The organism is Metabacillus bambusae, assembly GCF_017497975.1.
Lineage (GTDB): Bacteria > Bacillota > Bacilli > Bacillales > Bacillaceae > Metabacillus > Metabacillus bambusae.
In genome coordinates this window covers 171874-192520 of record NZ_JAGDEL010000003.1, presented here as the reverse complement: position 1 = coordinate 192520, position 20647 = coordinate 171874, and the positions used below count along the sequence as shown (strand labels likewise).

Annotated in this window: 19 protein-coding genes and 1 pseudogene; 19 read left to right on the top strand and 1 reads right to left on the bottom strand. The window is 34.5% G+C overall.

Features of this window, described 5'->3' with window-relative positions; translation table 11 throughout:
• The first annotated feature begins 144 nt into the window (after positions 1-144).
• The 14 genes and pseudogenes from I7822_RS05775 to I7822_RS05710 all read left to right on the top strand — a co-directional run bounded on the left by I7822_RS05775 (position 145) and on the right by I7822_RS05710 (position 15028).
• The gene (locus I7822_RS05775) at positions 145-852 is read left to right on the top strand and encodes an HAD family hydrolase (RefSeq protein ID WP_207975961.1); all 708 of its coding nucleotides are present in this window, start codon (positions 145-147) and stop codon (positions 850-852) included.
• Positions 853-982: 130 nt separating this feature from the next.
• On the top strand, positions 983-1120 hold the full coding sequence (locus I7822_RS05770) for a hypothetical protein (protein ID WP_207975959.1): 138 nt from the start codon (positions 983-985) through the stop codon (positions 1118-1120).
• Positions 1121-1473: 353 nt separating this feature from the next.
• The gene (locus I7822_RS05765; RefSeq protein WP_207975958.1) at positions 1474-2487 is read left to right on the top strand and encodes a LacI family DNA-binding transcriptional regulator; all 1014 of its coding nucleotides are present in this window, start codon (positions 1474-1476) and stop codon (positions 2485-2487) included.
• 157 nt (positions 2488-2644) lie between these two features.
• Positions 2645-3958, top strand: coding sequence for an ABC transporter substrate-binding protein (locus I7822_RS05760; protein ID WP_207976321.1), 1314 nt, complete (start codon positions 2645-2647; stop codon positions 3956-3958).
• A gap of 120 nt (positions 3959-4078) precedes the next feature.
• Positions 4079-5038, top strand: a complete 960-nt coding sequence (locus I7822_RS05755; protein ID WP_207975956.1) for a carbohydrate ABC transporter permease — start codon at positions 4079-4081, stop codon at positions 5036-5038.
• Positions 5039-5881, top strand: coding sequence for a carbohydrate ABC transporter permease (locus I7822_RS05750; protein WP_207975954.1), 843 nt, complete (start codon positions 5039-5041; stop codon positions 5879-5881).
• Between the two features lie 40 nt (positions 5882-5921).
• Positions 5922-7454, top strand: coding sequence for an alpha-N-arabinofuranosidase (locus I7822_RS05745; RefSeq protein ID WP_207975953.1), 1533 nt, complete (start codon positions 5922-5924; stop codon positions 7452-7454).
• A gap of 152 nt (positions 7455-7606) precedes the next feature.
• Complete coding sequence (locus I7822_RS05740) at positions 7607-8206, top strand: YesL family protein (RefSeq protein WP_207975950.1); 600 nt, start codon at positions 7607-7609, stop codon at positions 8204-8206.
• 522 nt (positions 8207-8728) lie between these two features.
• On the top strand, positions 8729-9496 hold the full coding sequence (locus I7822_RS05735; RefSeq protein WP_207975948.1) for an IclR family transcriptional regulator: 768 nt from the start codon (positions 8729-8731) through the stop codon (positions 9494-9496).
• Positions 9497-9568: 72 nt separating this feature from the next.
• The gene (locus I7822_RS05730) at positions 9569-10465 is read left to right on the top strand and encodes a fumarylacetoacetate hydrolase family protein (RefSeq protein ID WP_207975946.1); all 897 of its coding nucleotides are present in this window, start codon (positions 9569-9571) and stop codon (positions 10463-10465) included.
• A gap of 63 nt (positions 10466-10528) precedes the next feature.
• Positions 10529-12001, top strand: a complete 1473-nt coding sequence (gene gucD / locus I7822_RS05725) for an alpha-ketoglutaric semialdehyde dehydrogenase GucD (protein ID WP_307847686.1) — start codon at positions 10529-10531, stop codon at positions 11999-12001.
• A gap of 286 nt (positions 12002-12287) precedes the next feature.
• Positions 12288-13301 carry a zinc-binding alcohol dehydrogenase family protein gene (locus I7822_RS05720; RefSeq protein WP_207975944.1) on the top strand — a complete coding sequence of 338 codons (1014 nt, stop codon included), beginning with the start codon at positions 12288-12290 and terminating at the stop codon, positions 13299-13301.
• Positions 13302-13318: 17 nt separating this feature from the next.
• Positions 13319-14088, top strand: a pseudogene (locus I7822_RS05715) (SDR family NAD(P)-dependent oxidoreductase).
• 49 nt (positions 14089-14137) lie between these two features.
• Complete coding sequence (locus I7822_RS05710) at positions 14138-15028, top strand: fumarylacetoacetate hydrolase family protein (protein WP_207975942.1); 891 nt, start codon at positions 14138-14140, stop codon at positions 15026-15028.
• 46 nt (positions 15029-15074) lie between these two features.
• On the opposite strand, the gene I7822_RS05705 is transcribed toward I7822_RS05710, so the two are convergent.
• On the bottom strand, positions 15075-15779 hold the full coding sequence (locus I7822_RS05705; RefSeq protein ID WP_207975940.1) for a FadR/GntR family transcriptional regulator: 705 nt from the start codon (positions 15777-15779) through the stop codon (positions 15075-15077).
• A gap of 381 nt (positions 15780-16160) precedes the next feature.
• Here I7822_RS05705 and I7822_RS05700 point away from each other — a divergent pair, with 381 nt between their 5' ends.
• The 5 genes from I7822_RS05700 (at position 16161) to I7822_RS05680 (ending at position 20644) form a co-directional block, all read left to right on the top strand.
• Positions 16161-16472 carry a UxaA family hydrolase gene (locus tag I7822_RS05700; protein ID WP_307847685.1) on the top strand — a complete coding sequence of 104 codons (312 nt, stop codon included), beginning with the start codon at positions 16161-16163 and terminating at the stop codon, positions 16470-16472.
• Positions 16462-17643: a UxaA family hydrolase gene (locus tag I7822_RS05695; RefSeq protein ID WP_207975936.1), complete on the top strand. Its 1182-nt coding sequence runs from the start codon at positions 16462-16464 to the stop codon at positions 17641-17643. Before I7822_RS05700 ends, I7822_RS05695 begins: the two co-directional genes overlap by 11 nt.
• Positions 17644-17738: 95 nt before the next feature.
• Positions 17739-18776 (top strand): C4-dicarboxylate TRAP transporter substrate-binding protein, encoded by a 1038-nt coding sequence (locus I7822_RS05690; RefSeq protein ID WP_243459283.1) that lies wholly within the window; start codon positions 17739-17741, stop codon positions 18774-18776.
• Between the two features lie 100 nt (positions 18777-18876).
• Positions 18877-19359 (top strand): TRAP transporter small permease, encoded by a 483-nt coding sequence (locus tag I7822_RS05685; RefSeq protein ID WP_207975933.1) that lies wholly within the window; start codon positions 18877-18879, stop codon positions 19357-19359.
• 1 nt (position 19360) lies between these two features.
• Complete coding sequence (locus I7822_RS05680) at positions 19361-20644, top strand: TRAP transporter large permease (protein WP_207975931.1); 1284 nt, start codon at positions 19361-19363, stop codon at positions 20642-20644.
• Positions 20645-20647: the final 3 nt, after the last annotated feature.

Below are 20647 nucleotides of genomic sequence, written 5' to 3'. Positions count from 1 at the left end.
AGTATAGGAGTAAAAAAAGATACACAACTTTTAATGAATTTATTGATAGCTTTCAAGAGGCAATTGATAGTTTGTAGTAATAAAATCAAAAGCTCATATTTCTATTATAAGTGGTATCATAATAATATGAGGAGGGCTAAGCGAATGGATACGATAATTTTTGACGTCGATGATACACTATATGATCAAGCACAATCTTTTCATAAAACTGTGAGGAAGCTGTTTCAAGATCCATTTTCAAACGAAGAAATTGATCAATTATATAAAGCTAGTCGAAAGTATAGTGAGATTTTATTTGATCAAAGTGAAGCAGGGGAAATATCAAAATTTGAATGGCAGACAGGACGAATTATAGCTGCCTGTAAGGACTTTAATATTCCTATCGATACTGAAAAAGCGGCTATTTTTCATGAAATGTATGTTGCCGAACAAAAGAACATTACATTGTTTCCGGAAGTGGAAGTACTACTAAATGCACTTTTCAAAGAAGGAAAACAGCTTGGGATTCTTACCAATGGTGAGGAAAAACATCAAGCAATGAAAATTAAGCAGCTCGGCCTTAGTCACTGGATTCCTGTAGAAAAGACCTTTATTTCTGGAACGATTGGTCATGCAAAACCGAAAAGAGAAGTGTTTGATTTTATTGAAGAGAAAATGGATCTTGACCAAACCAAAACGGTTTATATCGGGGACAATTTTGAAAAAGATATTATCGGAGCAAAACAAGCAGGCTGGCAGGCGGTCTGGATGAATCATCGAAAGAAAGATTTACCAGAAAGTGCTACATATAAACCAGATAAAGAAGTACATAGTGCCAAAGAGCTATTAGATTTGTTTGTAAAAAAAGCATAAGCCGTTGTGTTAATTTGGGTGCCTGTCACAGTTATATTAGTGCAAAAGTGAAAGGCACCTTCTATGTTTAAAACAAAGTATAAAATTTAAAACCGGTTATAATGCACATATAATGGAATCATATAGGGGAGTGAGTGAAATAAATGAGGAAGAAAATAAGTTTTACTATCATTCTTTTATTATCATTGTTTTAGCGATTTCTGCTATTGTTCGTTATTTTGTATTAGATCCGATTGAGTTAAACGAATATAGACTACAACAAATTTAAAGTCTGATGAATTCAAAGAAAAATATAGGAAAAGAGCTTGCCAAGAATGGAAAAACGGCGAGGTGAAGAATTTCAACGGGTAAGATCGTGCCAGAGGGTACGGTCTAAAAAGTGTGGTCTTACAAGGCTTCGTGCCTCGAAAGGTAAACGTTAGCAATCAGTCTGAAGGGCTAGCAATTTCACTTAGTCTACACACTAAGTCTCTCGATATATAGAGTGACTTTCTCTTGTGTATTTCCTCTGGTTGAAATATCAACTTTTTTAAAAAAGTGGAATAAAAGCTTGCCTAATTAAATAATCTTTATCATAAACCGTTTTCAGAAACCGTTTTTATACCATAGGAGGATCAGCCAATGACGACAATAGAGGATGTAGCAAAAAAGGCAGGTGTTTCAAAAAGCTCAGTTTCGAGAGTGCTAAATCAAAATTATAAACATATGTCAGAGGAGATGAAACAGAAAATACTTAAAGCAATAGAAGAATTAGACTTTCGACCAAATTCAGTGGCTCAAAGTTTGAAAAAAAAAGAGACAAAAATCATTGGGCTGATTATAGCAGATATGTCTCCTTTTTGCACAGAAATCATAAAGGGTATTCAAGAAGAATGTCTAAAAAATGGCTATAGTTTAATGGTTAGTAACTCATCATCGTCCCCAGAACAAGAGGAAGAAAATATTAAAATGTTAATTGGAAAGCGAGTTGATGGGTTAATTATTAATACGATTAACCCTCGTAGTGAACTATTTACTTATCTTCAATCTATCAAATTTCCAATGGTATTTATAAATAGTTCACCTCAAAATATCCAAGAAGATATGGTCATTGTTGATAATACAACTGGAACGACAGAAGCTATGGACTATCTAGTAAACTTAGGACATAAGCAAATTGCGATTATGCTTTATCCGATTGAAAATATCCTCGTTCGTCAAGAAAAATTGGAAGCATATAAAAAAGCATTAATGAATTACCATTTTCCTGTTGATCATAATTTAATAAATATCATTAAACAGGAAAAGGGACAAGGGATACAAACAACATTACGACTATTAGAAAGTCCGAATCCACCAACAGCGATTTTATCGACCAATATTAATCTAACTTTAGAAGTGTTAAAGGCAATACGAGAAAAAGGATTGAAAATTCCAAAGGATATATCAGTCATTGGGTTTGATGATTTTGAATGGAATGAACTATTAGATCCAGCGCTTACGACAGTATCTACACCTGTTCTAGAAATGGGGGAGAGATCTTCTAAACTACTGATTAAAAAAATTAAACGAAAAAAACAAACGAAACCTGTTAAATCCGAGGTTTTACCGAAATTAATATTCCGCCAATCAACCTGTAAAGCTAAATTAGAATAAATGATATAACAAAAAATATCTTTGACATTATTAGTATTTCTTTCTATTTAGAAACCGCTTACACCTGAGGTATTAATTTTTATTTAGGGAGGTGATGCTTATATTTTAGATATTCATTCAACAAGATTTATCTAAAGGGGGAAAAAAATTGAGTAAGATGTTCAAACTGTATTCTATCATGTTGATGGTTATGTGCATTATTTTAGCAGGATGCAATAGCAACCAAGGGACTTCTTCAGATCATTCATCAGAATCTACTAGTGAAGGGGGAGCGCAAGAATTAACATACTGGACTTTTCAAGGTTTACATGTGGAATTCTTTGAAGACGCTGCCAAAAGTTGGAATGAGACATATCCAGATCGACAAATTCATTTAAAAGCAGAATCCTTTCCTTATGATGAGATGCATAACAACCTATTGTTATCTTTACAATCTGGTGTTGGAGCACCAGATATTGTAGATATTGAGGTTAATCGTTTTCCGAACTTCCTACAAGGGGATATCCAATTAGAACCATTAAATGATATTGTCGAGCCTGAATTAGATCATTTTGTTAAATCAAGATTCGATATATATTCTACTGATGGCAAGTATTATGGTGCACCTACACACGTCGGAGCATCAGTAGCCTTTTATAATACGAAAATATTTGATGAAGCAGGAGTAAGTCCTGATGATATTAAAACATGGGATGATTTTGTAGAAATTGGGAAAGTGATTAAAGCTAAAACGGATATACCGATGACACCGATCTTTACAACTGGATTTTGGAGCTTTTATCCTATGATCAGCCAAAAAGGTTCCGATTTCTTTGACAGCAATGGTGATGTTATTTTAGATAACAAAGATAACACAGAAGTATTAACGTTTATCAATGATATGGTCTATAAAGATGAAATTGCCGTTCTAGCACCTGGTTCAAGACATGATAGTGAAGAATTCTTTGCTTTCATGAATGAAGGTGGAGCAGCTTCGTTAATTATGCCTTCCTGGTACGCAAGCCGCTTTGTTGAACATATGCCTGATCAATCAGGAAATATTGTGATGAAACCAATGCCAAGTTGGGAAGAAGGCGGATTTCGCTCTGCTGGAATGGGTGGTACAGGCACTGCGGTAACAAAGCAGGCAAAAGATGTTCAGCTAGCAAAAGACTTTTTAGCTTTTGCTAAGCTATCAAAAGAAGGTAATATCAAGATTTGGACGATTCTAGGCTTTGATCCACCACGACATGATGTTTGGGATGCGCCTGAATTAAAAGAGTCTAATAGATTTACAGAATATTTCGGCGAGGGTTTGTTTGATATGTTAATTGGAATTAAGGATGAAATCAATCCGTTAAATATTACTTCGCATACTCCATTGGCAAGAGATCTGATTGAAACAAACGTTTTACACAATGTACTTAGAGAAAAAACTCAAACTCCTGAAGAAGCCTTAAAGCAAGCTGCGGATGAACTGCGAAGTCGTTAACAGAACATAAAATAATTGATTGTCAGACAGGATACTCTTGAAGAAGAATGCCCGATATGCAAAAAAAGTTAGGGCACCTTCATGAGTAATCCTGTTTACAGAACAAAGGGAGGTTTACTAATGAGGCCAGATTCTCCTCCACATGTAAATACAAAAGAAAGCGTCAATGTTAGCGCCAAAGGAAAAAGATCCACAATAAAAAAGATCTTCTATTCACAAAAAATTGCACCTTATGTGTTTGTGTTTCCATTTTTGCTCATTTTTTGCGGGTTTTACTTATACCCAGTTATTTCTACTATTTTAATGAGCTTCCAAGAAATACTGCCTGGCCAAACGAAATTTATTGGGTTAAATAATTATCTTAAGCTATTTAATCCAACCTTTTATAAAGCACTATCCAATACAACGTTATATACCTTTTGGACGATCGTTATTTTAATACCTTTGCCACTACTATTGGCTATTATTTTAAATTCGAAAAAAATGAAAGGCAAGACATTTTTTAGAGCATGTATCTTTATTCCGGCCTTAACCTCTACCATTGTTGCAGGTGTTATTTTCCGGCTGCTTTTTGCGGAATCGGATACGGCATTTGGTAATTCTTTTATCGGTTTTTTTGGCTTTGATCCTATAGCCTGGAGGCAAAATGAGGCAGCACTTATGTTTCTGATGGTTGGATTGGCAACTTGGAGATGGATGGGTGTAAACATGATTTACTTCTTAACCGGCTTACAAAATATACCTAAGGAAATGTATGAAGCAGCTGAAATTGATGGCGCCAATACCTTTAATAAATTTAGACATATTACACTTCCTTTTTTAAAACCGGTTACTGTTTATGTATTAACGATTACTTTATTCGCGGGTTATAAAATGTTTGAAGAATCTTATGTGTTTTGGGCAGTGAATTCTCCAGGCAATATATCTTTAACACTTGTTGGCTATTTGTACAAAGAAGGTTTTCAATATAACCAATTAGGTTTTGGCTCTGCTGTTGGCGTAACGTTATTGATTATTGTAGGGATTTTGGGATACCTTCAATTAAAACTAACAGGTTTCAGTGGGAAGGGAGGTAATTAAATGAAGAATCAGAGTCAAGGAAAATGGACATCAGGTTTATTACTTTTGTTTATGATAGTCCCTGTAATTATTGCCGTTTTTCCATTAGCCGCATTAACAATGGCTTCATTTAAGCCTTCAACAGAGCTAATGAGGTATGGGCTGAATGTTTATCCTCAATTTGAACTTTGGAATCTAGATAATTATGTGTATCTATTCACAGATGGCAGTATCTATTTCCATTGGTTTAAAAACAGTGTGTTGATCACATTTATCTCTACTATTCTAGCATTGATATTTTCATCAATGGTTGGGTACAGCCTTGCCATGTATCGATTCAAGGGTCAAAGTATTGTTTTGTTTTTAGTTTTATTAATCATGATGATTCCTTTTGAAATATTAATGCTTCCATTATTTAGAATGATGATTGGGCTAGGTTTCGTAAATACCTATACAGGTGTTATTCTCCCCATGATTATTCATCCATTGGCAATCTTTTTCTTTAGGCAATATGCATTATCTCTACCTAATGATTTAATGGATGCTGCTAGAATTGATGGGTGTACAGAGTATGGTATTTTCTTTCGAATTATGGTTCCGTTGATGAAACCAGCATATGGGGCGATGGGTATTTTATTAGCTTTATTTAGTTGGAACAATTTCCTGTGGCCATTAGTTGTCTTACGGACGAAAGAAATGTTAACACTTCCAATTGGTTTAGCCGGATTGCTTTCTCCGTATGGAAATAACTATGATGTATTAATTGCGGGTTCAGTTTTAACAGTGTTGCCTATTATTATTGTTTTTATATTTGCTCAAAAATACTTTATATCTAGTCTTGCAGCAGGTGCAGTAAAAGGGTAATTAATCCTATAAATCTATTAAAATGGAGTGGAATATTAATATGACATCTTTAATTAATGTGAATAAAAGTGAAAAAAAGGAAGTTATAAGTAAACACATTTACGGCCACTTTGCCGAGCATTTAGGAAGATGTATATATGAAGGAATCTGGGTAGGAGAAGATTCTCCGATTCCAAACACAAGGGGGATTCGCAATGATGTGGTCGAAGCCTTAAAAAAACTGAATATTCCAAATTTGCGCTGGCCAGGTGGATGTTTTGCTGATGAATATCACTGGAAGGATGGTATTGGCCCTAGAGAATCTCGTCCTAGCATTGTTAACAATAACTGGGGAAAAGTTGTTGAAAACAACCACTTTGGAACACATGAATTTTTGGATTTATGTGAACAGATAGATGCTGAACCATATATTTGCGGAAATGTCGGCAGTGGAACGGTACAAGAAATGCAAGAATGGATCGAATATATTACGTTTGATGGAAAATCTCCTATGGCTGATTTAAGAAGAAAGAATGGTAGAGATAAACCATGGAAACTTAAATATTTTGGAATTGGAAATGAAAACTGGGGATGCGGAGGAAAAATGAAAGTGGAATATTATGCAGATCTTTATCGCCGCTTTCAAACTTTTGTAAGAGATTTTCAAGATACCCCAATCTACAAAATCGCATGTGGCCCTAGTGAGGCAGATTATCATTGGACAGAAGTAATGATGCGAGAGGGGATAGGAAGAACCGAGCCATTTCCAGACAGTGTCGTAACGGATATTTGGGAACATCACCGTCCTGAGATGCATGGACTGGCACTTCATTTTTACACGCGTAATCGAGCAAACTATGATTCAGCAACAGAATTTTCTGAAGAAAAATGGTTTGATTATATGAAAAGAACATATGTTATGGAAGAACTTATTCAAAAACATACAGCGATCATGGATAAATATGACCCTGAGAAAAACGTTGATTTAATCGTAGACGAATGGGGCACTTGGTTTAATGTTGAGCCAGGTACAAATCCTGGATTCCTCTATCAGCAAAATACACTGCGTGATGCACTTGTAGCAGGCATAAACCTTAATATTTTCAATAACAACTGTGACCGTGTACACATGGCTAATATTGCTCAAATGATCAATGTATTGCAAGCGATGATTTTAACAGACGGAAAGGATATGATTTTGACCCCTACCTACCATGTATTTGAAATGTATAAAGTTCACCAGGATGCAACGTTACTTCCGGTTAGTGTGAGTACTGGGAGCTATACATATGGAGAAGATAGCCTTCCAATGCTAAATGTCTCTGCTTCTCAAGCTCGTTCAGGTAAGGTTCATATTTCCGTCTGTAATCTAGATCCAAATCATTCTGAAAAAATCACATGTAACCTAAATGAAATTAAAGATTTTTCAACTGCATCTGGACGGATATTAACAGCAGAATCAATGAATGAGCATAATACATTTGAAGCTACTAATCGAATTATGCCAACTGTATTTGATGAGATTGAACTCCATCATGATACTATTTCTTTTACAATCCCATCGAAATCTGTCCTTGTTATTGAAGTTCAATAATAAATAGATTCGCAGAAAACTCTCTTAATCTAATAAAATAAGGGAGTTTTCTTTCCTTCTTTTGGAGATAAAGAAATTGACTTGGTTTTACAGAATGAAGCTTAATAAATTCAGTAAAAATAGAATCATAGGAATAAAAGGCGGGAATAAAAATGATTGATAATATGCTTTCAAAAATAAATTTTATAGGAGATTGGGCAATACGGCTTGCCTACCTAAATTTTCTCTGGATTTTGTTTAGTGTAATGGGGTTATTTCTTCTAGGTATTTTCCCTGCAACTGCAGCTATGTTTACAGTGATCCGGAAATGGATGCTGAAGGAGCAGGTTTCTGTTTTTCACACATTTAAAAAAAGCTATCGGAAGGAATTTACTGACGCAAATATTTTGGGCTGGCTGCTACTTTTAATAGGAATCTTTATTTATATTGATTTTGTCTTTTTGACAGTTATGAATGGAATCATTTTTACAATATTGTTGTTTGTTTTAATATCAGTAACTTTTATTTATCTTTCTATCGTGTTATATATCTTCCCTGTATTTGTTCATTTCAAATTAAAGAAACTTGAATATGTGAAATATGCTTTTATTATAAGTTTGTCATATCCGCATCATACTATCCTTATGCTTCTTGGAACAATTGTATTGATTGCGGTGTTCATTACCTTCCCGATGTTATTTCCTTTCATAGTAGTTAGTTCATTCGGATGCCTAACGATGTATATTAGTAAAAGGGTATTTCAAAAGGTTTGATGCATTGAGGAAAGCCTTAATTAATAAAAATGAATTTAATCGGTTAAAGCTATAAAACAAGTATACTTTTTCGCATTATATTATTTGCAAGTTGAGTCCTTTATATCAAAAGTCGACAGTTAATTTTTGAGCTAGGGTATTCACTTACCCGATGTTTCCAATAAATGGTGGTACGACAAACCTGTCCCTTTGTCCCCTAAGTCAGTAAAAACTAAATGTTGGGAATTTTCTATATTTTATATTGATAATTTAACCAATGTATTGTATTGTAAATATATTGGTTCTGTAATATAGAATTGTATTTTATATTGTAAAACAACATGCTAATTAAATGTACAGAATCAAAAAATGTAAGCGGTATAAAGATTGGTTTTTAAACAAATGTACATTTTATCAATTGGTGTTCCTAAATAGCTGCGATCGCAAAATCTAGAATAACAATATTAGTAGTAATTTCTAGTAATTAAAATATGATATATAATTGTGTTAAATAGTTTATTTACCAAAAAAGGAATGAGAAATGTGCCAATTATCCAATCAGTAGATCGAGCTTTACGAATTCTAGAACTTTTTGATGACCGCGAAAACGAATTAAGCATTACAGAGATTAGTAAACGAATGAATCTTCATAAAAGTACAATTCATTCATTGCTAAAAACATTACAGAGCCATCGCTACATAAAACAAAATGAAGAGAATGGAAAGTATTCCTTAGGCCTTAAATTGTTTGAACGAGGGAATTATGTTATCGAAAATATGGACCTTCGCACAAATGCAAGAAAATATTTAGAATCATTAGCATTTCAAACAAAGAATACTGTCCATTTAGTTATATTAGATGGCCAGGAAGGCGTATATATTGATAAAGTAGAAGGTCATGGAGTGACTGTGCTTTATTCAAAAGTTGGGCGTCGTGTTCCAATACACACAAGTGCAGTTGGAAAAGCTTTAGTGGCTTTTAAAAATGATCGTGAAATTGAGAATATCTTGACTAACTATGAATATACGAAAAGAACAGATAAAACGATCATGAATAACGAAGAGTTTTTGAGTGAACTACAGAGTGTACGTCATAATGGATTTGCTATTGATAATGAAGAAAATGAACCAGGTATTTTCTGTTTGGCAGTTCCAATAATGGATCATACAAATAAGGTCATTGCAGCAATTAGTATGTCTTTATCTTCTGCTAAGGCAAAAGATGAAATAATAAATGAGTATAAAACGTTATTAAAAGAAACTGGTGAGCAAATATCCGTTTCACTAGGATATGGATATAAAAGGATATGATAAATGGGCCTTAGCCTATTTTTATCTATATAACAAAACTGAGTTTTATAATATAAAACAGGAGGGTTTACTATGAGAATAATCCGTTATAAGAAGTATGAAAGCACACTTCAATTAGCAGTAGTTAATAATGAGAGTTTAGTATTTGACTTACCATACCCTGATTTTATGTCTTTTGTTAACGAAGCAGAGAAACAAGGAAAGACAGTATTAGCATTAGCTCAAGAGTTTACTGCTAATGAGCCAGTTGAAAAATATGAAAATATCATCCTTACAACACCACTTGATGCACCAGAAGTATGGGCATCTGGGGTTACATACGAAAAAAGTCGTGATGCTAGAAATTATGAAGCAACAGAAGGAAAACTGGATGCTACTACGTTTTATGATAAAGTGTATGATGCTGAGCGTCCGGAAATTTTCTTTAAATCAACAGCTGCACGTACAGTTGGTCCGGGACAGGAAGTTTATCTTCGTTCAGATTCAAATTGGCAAATTCCCGAACCAGAATTAGGATTAGTTATTAATAAAGACGGAAAAATTTTAGGCTATATAGCTGGGAACGATATGAGTTGCCGTGATATTGAAGGTGAAAATCCTCTTTACCTTCCACAAGCAAAAGTTTGGAAAAATTCATGTTCAATTGGACCAGCAATTTTACTAGCGGATGCTGTAGATGATCCATATGAATTAACCATTACTTGCCGTATTTTCCGTAATAATGAAAAAGTGTTTGATGGAATGGCGAGTGTAAATCAATTAAAAAGAAAGCTAGATGAATTAGTTTCATACCTAGTTCTTGATAACGAGATCTTTGATGGCACAGTACTGTTAACTGGAACTTGTGTAGTTCCTCCAAATGAATTCACATTAACTGACGGGGATACAATTGAAATTGAAATTTCAGGAGTTGGTATTCTTATAAATCCAGTTAAACAACAAGCAAAAAAAGAAACAGTTTCATACTAAGGTGAATTTATTTGTCACCTTGAGTTTCAATAAATTAATTTAAAAAATAGGGAGTGGATTTTAGTGAGTCATACGAAAACAGTAGCACAAACATTTTCAAATTTTATTAATAATGAATGGAAACAATCTTCTGATCATGATGTGATTGCGAGCTATAATCCAGCAAATAAAGAAGAGATTGTAGGTAATGTACAAAAATCATCAAAGGCTGATTTAGACGAAGCTGTAAATGCAGCACACAATGCCAAAAAAGGGTGGCGTAAGTTGGGGCAAGTTGCTCGTGGGCAATTGTTATATAAAGTAGCAGATCTTCTAGAGGAAAGCCTTGAGGATATTGCAGAAACCATGACGCGTGAAATGGGTAAAACATTACCAGAAGCAAAAGGTGAAACAGCAAGAGGAGTTGCTATTCTCCGTTATTATGCTGGGGAAGGAATGCGCTCAAATGGGGATACAATTCCGTCAACAGAACCTGATGCACTAATGTTTACGAGAAGAACTCCTTTAGGTGTTGTCGGTGTTATTACACCATGGAACTTCCCAGTAGCTATTCCTATTTGGAAAATTGCACCAGCGTTAGTGTATGGAAATACCGTTGTGTTTAAACCAGCTACTGAGGCTGCAGTAACTGCTGCTAAAGTTGTTGAATGCTTTGCAAAAGCCGGTTTTCCAAAGGGGGTTCTTAATTTCATTACAGGTTCTGGGTCAGTTATTGGTCAAGGACTTATCGATCATTCATTACTTAATGGCATTACGTTTACTGGTTCTGAAGGTGTTGGTAAAAATGTTGCAAGGTCAGCAACAGAAAGAGGTATTAAATACCAACTTGAAATGGGTGGTAAAAACCCAGTAATCGTAGCAAGAGATGCCGATTTAAATTTAGCTGTTGATGCCGTATTAAGCGGTGGTTTAAAGTCTACTGGACAAAAATGTACGGCAACAAGTCGTGTTATTGTTGAGGCAGATATTTATGATCAATTTAAAGAGCTTCTGCTTAAGAAAATTGATGAAATTACAATTGGTGATGGTTTGAAAGATGGTATTTGGATGGGACCTTGTGCAAGTGAGGGACAATTCAACACTGTATGCAGCTATATTGAAAAAGGTAAGCAAGAAGGCGCATCACTTATTTATGGTGGTGAAGTGTTAACTGATGACGAATATCAAAATGGTTTCTTTGTTCGTCCAGCAGTCTTTGAAAATGTAAACTCTGACATGATTATTGCGCAAGAAGAAATTTTTGGACCTGTATTAGCTTTACTTAAAGTAGATTCGTTAGAAAATGCAATTGATGTTGCAAATGATTCAAAATACGGATTAAGTGCATCGATCTTCACAAGAAATATTAGTTCCTTCTTAAGTTTTATTGATGATATGGAGGCAGGTCTTGTTCGTGTAAATGCTGAAAGTGCTGGTGTTGAGCTGCAAGCTCCTTTTGGAGGAATGAAGGCTTCAAGTACAGGTTCTCGTGAACAAGGTGAAGCAGCAAAAGAATTCTACACTTCAATTAAGACAGTTTTTGTAAAGGGTTCTTAAAGCTTATATTGTAATCTATCAAATGCCTTCTAAAGCCTCGGGTTGATTCATGGTCTGAGGCTACTCTTTTTAAAATTTTGATAGATTAAAAGGTTTCATGTTTTTGAACTCCTTAAACGATCTGCTGTTTCTTGTAATATATTAAAATAGGGTATAAATTTGTCATATTCGCAATTTCAATTTCTATTGATGATGTTTATAATTTTGTTAAAGCGTTTTCGTATAAATGTTTGTGATGTAATAAGGATTAAACTTAATTGAATTTCTCTCTAAAAGGGTGTGGCGCATGAAAGTCATAAGTTGTGAAGAACCAAAGCGATTTGCAGAAAAAGAAGAAGAGATACCGAAGATTAAGCAAGGAGAAGTGCTTATTAAGGTTAAAAGGATAGGGATATGTGGAACAGATATTCATGCCTTTTATGGTAATCAACCATTCTTTACATATCCCAGAGTGTTAGGACACGAATTATCTGGTGAAATTGTAGAAGTTGGTATGAATGATAGGGAATTAAAAGCCGGTGATTCAGTTGCGGTTATTCCTTTTTTAGAATGTGGGAAATGTATTGCTTGTCGTCAAGGAAAAACGAATTGCTGTACAAATATGAAAGTATTCGGAGTCCATATTGACGGTGGTATGAAGGAGTATATCAAATTACCTATTGATCATGTGTTAAAAGTAAATGGCATTAGTTTTGATCAAGCTGCTTTGATTGAACCTTTAAGTATTGGAGCACATGCTGTAAGGCGTGCAAAACTTGAGGACAATCAATTTGCTCTAGTTATTGGTGGTGGCCCAATTGGATTAGGTGTAATGAAATTTGCAAAGCTTGCTGGTGCAAAAGTGATTGCAATGGATATTCATGAAGAGCGATTGCAATTTTGTAAAGATTGGGCACATGCTGATTTTACGGTTAATGCACTTAAAGATCCAGTTGAAGAAATATCAAAGATCACAAATGGGAATTTTCCAGAAGTTGTTTTTGATGCTACAGGTAATAAGTCATCAATGATGAATGCCTTTGATTATGTTAGTCATGGAGGACAACTAGTTTATGTTGGTCTCGTAAAGGATGATATTACATTTAATGATCCTGAATTTCATAAAAGAGAAATGAGTTTACTTGGAAGTCGAAATGCAACACGAGAAGACTTCAAGTACGTTATTTCATGCGTCAAAAATGGAGATATAGATGTAAATCCGATCATTACAAAACGTTTTAAGTTAGATGATATTGCAACTGATTTTGAGGAAGTTACAAATCCTGCAAACAATATTATAAAAGCTATTATTGAAGTGTAATCAAATGGAGGAACCTTATGAGATTAAAAAATAAAATTGCTTTAATTACAGGAGCGGGTTCTGGAATAGGAAAAGAAACTGCTTACCTTTTTGCAAAAGAAGGAGCACAAGTTATAGTAGCTGACAATAATAAAGAAACAGGAAGTGCAACTGTACAGGAAATAAAAGAACATAAAGGTGAGGCTTCATTCATAAAAGTTGATGTTAGTGATGAAGAAAATGTTAATGAATTGGCTTCCAAAATAGAAAAATATATAAATCGTTAGATATTTTGTTCAACAACGCAGGAATTAGCGGAATTGGCCCTCTCCATGATATAGAATTAAATACTTGGAAAAAAGTACTTGATGTTAATGTTACAGGTGTATTCCTTGTTTCAAAGGCGATTGTACCTCTAATGATGAAAAACAAAGCTGGTTCAATCATCAATATGTCATCATGTATTGCAGAAATTGGATTAGTCAATCGAGCATCATATGCAGCAAGTAAGGGAGCTGTTTTATCATTAACAAAATCAATGCAAGTTGATTACGCACCATATAACATAAGAGTAAACGCTTTAATGCCAGGTACGATTTATACTCCTTTTGTTGAAGACTACTTATCAAAAGATCCTAACCCAGAGTCAGCTATTGCAAAAATTAAAGAAAGACAATTGAGTGGAGATTTGGGTAAGCCAATAGATGTAGCATATGCGGCACTATATTTAGCTTCGGATGAATCGAAGTTTATGATGGGATCTCCATTTATGATAGACGGTGGAGTGGTTAATGGTAAATCTAGCTAAATAGAATTCTATTAATAAATTTAGTACAAATATGGGAGGGAACATTACCTTGAAATTATTAACTTTTAAACAAGATAACAAACTAAAGCTCGGAATTAAAACGGATAAAGGTGTTTTACATGTTGAAGAAGCGGCAAAACTTTTGAATTTAGAAGTACCTCATTCTATAGAAGAAACTCTTCGTAATCAGAGTAAGGTTGAAGCTCTTCAAGTATTAGTAAAAGAAGGGCTAGAGCATAGTGATGAAAGCATCTTTTTAGATGAAAAAGAAATTACTTTTGGGCCAGCTGTCCCTAGACCAGGGAAAATAATTTGCGTAGGGCTTAATTATAAAAAACACGCTGAAGAATCAAATATGCCATTGCCAGAATACCCAATTCTTTTCAATAAATTCGACAATACCATTTCATCCCATCGTGACACAATCAGTTTACCTTTCAATTCTTCAGAGAATGATTATGAGGCTGAGTTAGCTATAGTCATTGGAAAAGTAGCGAAGCGTGTCTCAAAAGAAGATGCTTTGGATTATGTTTTTGGTTATTGTAATGCGAATGACTTATCTTCACGCGATTTACAATTCCGTACGCCTCAATGGTTACTAGGTAAATCGTGTGATGGATTTAGCCCAATTGGTCCATATTTAGTTACAAGTGATGAGGTTGGCGATCCAAATCAATTAAAAATAAAGGCAATTGTTAACGGAGAGATACGACAAAACTCTAATACGTCAGATATGGTTTTTAAGTGTCATGAAATTGTTAGCTATATTTCTGATCATATGACATTAAGTCCAGGGGATCTTATTTTTACAGGTACGCCTGAAGGAGTAATTTTAGGAATGCCAGAAGAAGAAAGAGTTTATTTAAAAGAAGGTGATGAGGTTACGATTGAAATTGAAAAGCTAGGGAGTTTAACGAATTCATTTAAACAAGAAGTTTAAAAAAAGAAAAATCCCGAAAGTGTCAATTGACTTTCGGGGAAACTCTTTAATCTGCTTTTCGATAGAATTGTTTTGCTCTTGTAAAATTAAGATTAATAGCTTCTTTTATCATTTTATCATCATGATCTTTTATCGCTAATACAAGTTTTATTCTCCATTCAATACTATTTTCCCAGGCACCAGGGATATTAAGTATCTTTAACATCGATTCATGGCGAAGATGTACAATTGTTTGCATTAATTTGTTATATATTTTATTTTTGCTACAAAATCCCATGTGTAAATCGAATTCATCAAGTAATTGTTGAAAATCTACAATGTTCTTTTCTTTAACGGACAAACTTTTCAATTCAATTAACGTTTTTTCTAGGACACTTATATCATCATCAGTCATGTGTTTAGCTGCTTCAAGAAAAACCTCGGATTCAATTAATTTTCGAGCAGCATATATTTCATCTAAATTGTCTATTTCATTATAATACATCCAGCCAATGGTCTCAGCAGGAATAGGAGATTCACTTTTATTTACAAAGCTGCCTTCACCGGGTTTAATTGTTATTAATCCAATTAGGGCAAGGGCGCGTAAAGATTCTCGAATTCTCCCTCGATTCACTCCAAATTCCTGAGCTAATAATCGTTCATTAGGCAGTTTGTCACCAGGATTTAACTCATTTGATGTGATCCATGAAGCAATCTGTTCCATGACTTGTTCAGTAACAGTTATTTTTTTTATTGGGTTTATCTTAACCATAATAGGGCCACCTTTTCAATAGACTGGTATTACCAATATACCATTTGATTTATTTTAATAAAAATGAAATACAAAAGAAAGGGATAATTGTAAATATTTTATTAAATTCTAAAAGTTTTGAAAATTCCGTTGAAAACCTATAATTATGATGATATCATTATTTTTAAGCCTGGTACTACCAGACAGACAAAAAATGAAAGCGTTATATTTTTAAGAAACAATCCTTAGAGAGGAACAATCTGGTCTAATATTATCGCAAATCTGGTACTACCACACCACCCATTAGCAAACGGTTATAAAAATAGTAATCTTAGAAATATAAAGATATTAAAATGTTCAAAAATCAAATAATATCGATTGAATAAAGGGGAAATGATTATTTTGAAGGAAGAAAACTATCGGACAATTGTTATGAGGCCTGAAGACAGTGTAGCTGTTGCATTAGAAGAAATACCAGCTGAAACCAAATTATCAGTTACGTTTCCCGACAAGAAAACGAAGGAAATCATAGTAAAGGAAACTATACTATTTGGGCATAAATTTGCCATTATACCCATAACAGGTGGATCTTATATTATGAAATATGGGGAAGTGATTGGGAAAGCATTAAGAGATATAGAGGAAGGCGAACATGTTCATGTTCACAACTTAGAAGGTGTGAGAGGAAGAGGTGACAAAATTGTTGGAAACTAACAATGAAGCTGAAGCTAAATTTCTAGGATATAAACGTCACGATGGAAAAGTAGGGGTAAGAAATCATGTGCTAATTTTACCAACAATTACTTGCGCTACTCAGGCGGCAAAACAAATTACTGAACTTGTACATGGAACAGTATCTTTTATCCATCAACATGGTTGTGCTCAAGTCGGAGTCGATTATGAACAAACTTTTCGTACATATGTTGGATTAGGACTTAACCCAAATGTTTATGGTGTCGTTGTTTTAGGATTAGGCTGTGAAACACACCAAGCTAGAAGTGTCGCAAGTGAAATTGCTAAAACAGGTAAACGTGTTGAAACAGTGTCAATTCAAGATTATGGTGGTACTTTATCGGCCATTGCTGAAGGTGCAAAAGCAGCTACTAAACTAGTACAAGAAGCTTCTGCTCAAATGAGAGAATGGTGTGATTTCAGTGAATTAATTATTGGAACAGAATGTGGCGGCTCTGATGCATGCTCAGGATTATCAGCAAATCCTGCAGTTGGTGTAGTGAGCGATATGATTGTAGAAAAGGGAGGAACTGCAATCTTAGCTGAAACGACTGAATTAATAGGAGCAGAACATTTACTAGCTAATCGTGCAAAGAATGAAAGAGTTGCTAAACGTGCATATGAAATTATTAAAGCGATGGAAAACCGATCAATTCTAATGGGTGTTGATATAAGAACAGGAAATCCAAGTCCTGGAAACATAAAAGGTGGACTAAGCTCATTAGAAGAGAAATCTTTAGGGGCTGCAAACAAGGCTGGAAAAAGTCAATTAAATGAGGTCATAGATTATGCTGAAGCTCCAACGGAAAAAGGGTTGGTTTGGATGGATACGCCTGGTCATGATATCGAGCAACTAACGGGTATGGTTGCTGGTGGTGCTCAAGTTGTTTTGTTTACAAGTGGAAGAGGAACACCTACTGGTTCACCGATTGCTCCAGTTATTAAAATATCTACGAATACACCAATGTTCGAAAGAATGTCAGAAAATATGGATCTTGATGCTGGTACGATCATTGATGGTAAAGAAACAGTAGAAGATGTTGGAAAGCGAATTTTTGACGAAATCGGAATGGTTTGCTCAGGCAAGCTTACAAAAGCAGAAATACTTAAACAACATGATTTTGGAATCTGGAGAATTGGCCCAACATTTTAATAGCAAATTTATTGGGGACGAAGGTGTATAAGTAAATGAAAACGCTGTAATCCGTCTCCTTAAATAAAAAAAGTCTAAAGAAAAGGGGTATGGAAATGAAAAAATCATTATTAGCAGTTTTAATGGTATTTTTATTGATGATTGCAAGTGCATGTTCTTCAGGTACAACTTCAGGAAATTCGAGTTCTTCCTCATCCAGTGGTGGAGATACTGAAAAAGAAAAAATTGAAATTAATGTTGCATATGGTAACCAACCAGGTGAGCCAATTGATCAACAAGCAAATAAGTGGAAGGAATTAGCTGCTGAAGCAAGTGATGGGCAAATCGTATTAAATCTTTATCCAAGTTCGCAACTAGGTGCTGAAAAGGATGTTGTAGAACAGGCAAAAATGGGTAATAACGTCATTGTTATGGCTGGTTATGACTTTTTAATGGATTATGTTCCAGATGCAGGTATTCTTACAGCTCCATACTTAACTGAAAATTTAGATGACTTAGTATACTTAACAACTACTGATTGGTTTGCAGGTTTAACAGATAAATTAAGAGAACAAGATATTGATATTGTAAACGGTAACACGGCATATGGTGTTCGTCATTTAATGACAAATGAAAAAGTAACAACCCCAGAGGAGTTAGCTGGATTAAAGATTCGTGTACCTAATAACCAAATGTCCATTAAAACATTTGAGGCTTTAGGAGCAACGGCAACACCAACTCCACTTGGTGATTTATATACTTCATTACAACAAGGTTTAATTGATGGTGCTGAAAACCCACTTCCTGTTTTACAAGGTGTAAAAGCACAAGAAATCTCTAAACATTTATCTTTAACTGGTCACCAAAAATTCATTACATCTTGGATTGCAGGAACAGGCTTTATCGAATCATTACCAGCTGATGTAGTAGAAATCTTAAAAGAAACTGGTAATGATGCTGCAGAATATGGACGTACTGTATTAGAAGAACAAACAGATAAAGTGTTAGAAGAATTTAAAAACGAGGGTGTAGAAGTTCATGAAGTAGAAATTGCACCTTTTAAAGCAAAAGTAAGTAGCGTGTATGAAGCGTTTCCAGATTGGACTCCAGGTTTATATGAGGAAATCCAAAAGTTACTTGAAAATAAACAATAATCATATTGAGTGGGATTTTCTTAAATAGGAAATCCTACTTTCTTAAATCAAATTAATAGTTTATGAGAAAGCTAAAATCGTTCAGTAAAAGGGGAAAATTATGATTAAAAAGATATTTGATCCCATTGATGATATTATTGCAACACTCGCACTCGCTGTTATTATCTCTCTTACTGTTATAAATGTTTTTTTACGGTTTGTCTTAAATAGTCCTGTTGCATGGGCTGAAGAAATTTCGGTTGGACTATTTATTTGGCTTGTTTTTGTTGGGATGAGCTCGGCCATGAAACGTGATAACCATATTGGAGTCGATTATTTTGTAAATAAAATGCCACGTCCTCTAAAAATTTCCGCCATCATTATTAGGGCCCTCGCCATTTATTCAGCCCTTATCTATGTATTAATCTATCTTGGAAGCAGTTTAACAGCACAAGCTCACAGTAAGGTCACACCAATATTAGCAATAAGCTACCAATATATTGATATTGCTGTACCAATTGGGGGGGGGCTAACAGCTATTCATTTTACCCGATTACTCATTCGAAGTCTAAAAGCTGAGCTAAAAAAAGAAGGGGGAGAATAAAGTGGCCTTAATTGTCGTACTATCTGTTCTTCTAATTTTGTTCTTACTAAACGTACCAATAGCTTTTGCACTAATCGTGAGTACCGCGGTATATTTCTTTTTTATTGATAATTTTTCAAGTTCTATTTTGATTCAACGCATGGTTGGGGGAATTGAATCTGTTCCTCTTTTAGCGATTATTTTCTTTATTACTGCGGGTATTTTAATGAATTACACCGGAATTACAACTAGAATGTTAAGATTTGCTCAAATTTTAACGAGTCGATTACCAGGTTCATTAGCACAGGTAAATGTAGTTTTAAGTACGCTTATGGGTGGATTATCCGGCTCAAATATAGCAGATGCTGCCATGCAATCAAAGATCTTAGTACCTGAAATGGAGAAAAAAGGATATAGTCGTTCGTTTGCAACTGTCTTAACAGCTGCAACCTCATTAATAACACCGATTATCCCACCAGGAATTGCCTTAATTATGTATGGGTATGTTGGTAATATTTCAATTGGTTCATTATTTCTAGCAGGAGTTTTACCAGGAATTGTTTTATGTATCATTTTCATGATCTATGTTCATTTTTATTCAAAAAAACATAAGCTTGAAACGGACAATAAAGAACATTTTACAGCAAAAGACCTATTACTATCTTTTAAAGATGCTTTTTTTGCCCTATTGTTACCAGTTATTATTATTGGTGGAATTCGATTAGGGGTATTTAGTGCAACAGAGGCAGGAGCGATTGCTGTATTCTATGCATTATTCCTAGGTTTAGCCATCTATCGTGAAATGAAACTAAAACAACTGGTACGTGCACTTGTTGAGACGGTTTATACATCAGCTTCCATTATCATCATTATAGCTGCGGGCTCTGCTTTTGCTTGGGTCTTAACGTTAGAGAAAGTACCACAAAAAATGACAGAGTTTATGGTGACAAATGTATCATCACCGATCCTGTTTTTCCTAGTTGTTATTGTTTTTCTATTAGTAGTCGGGATGTTTATTGAAGGAAATGTATCGATTATTATCCTAACCCCGTTATTCATGCCAATGCTTGCGCAATACGGAATTGATCCAGTACATTTTGGTATTTTCTTTATCATTTGTATTAGTATAGGAACAATGACACCACCACTTGGTACGATCATGTTCACTACCTGTTCGATTACAGGAACTAAAATTGAAGATTTTATTAAAAGTAGTATACCTTTCTTAATTATTTTAATCATCGCAGCATTGTTAATTGCGTTTGTTCCTAGTATTTCTCTTTGGCTACCAACTACTTTTAAATAAAAA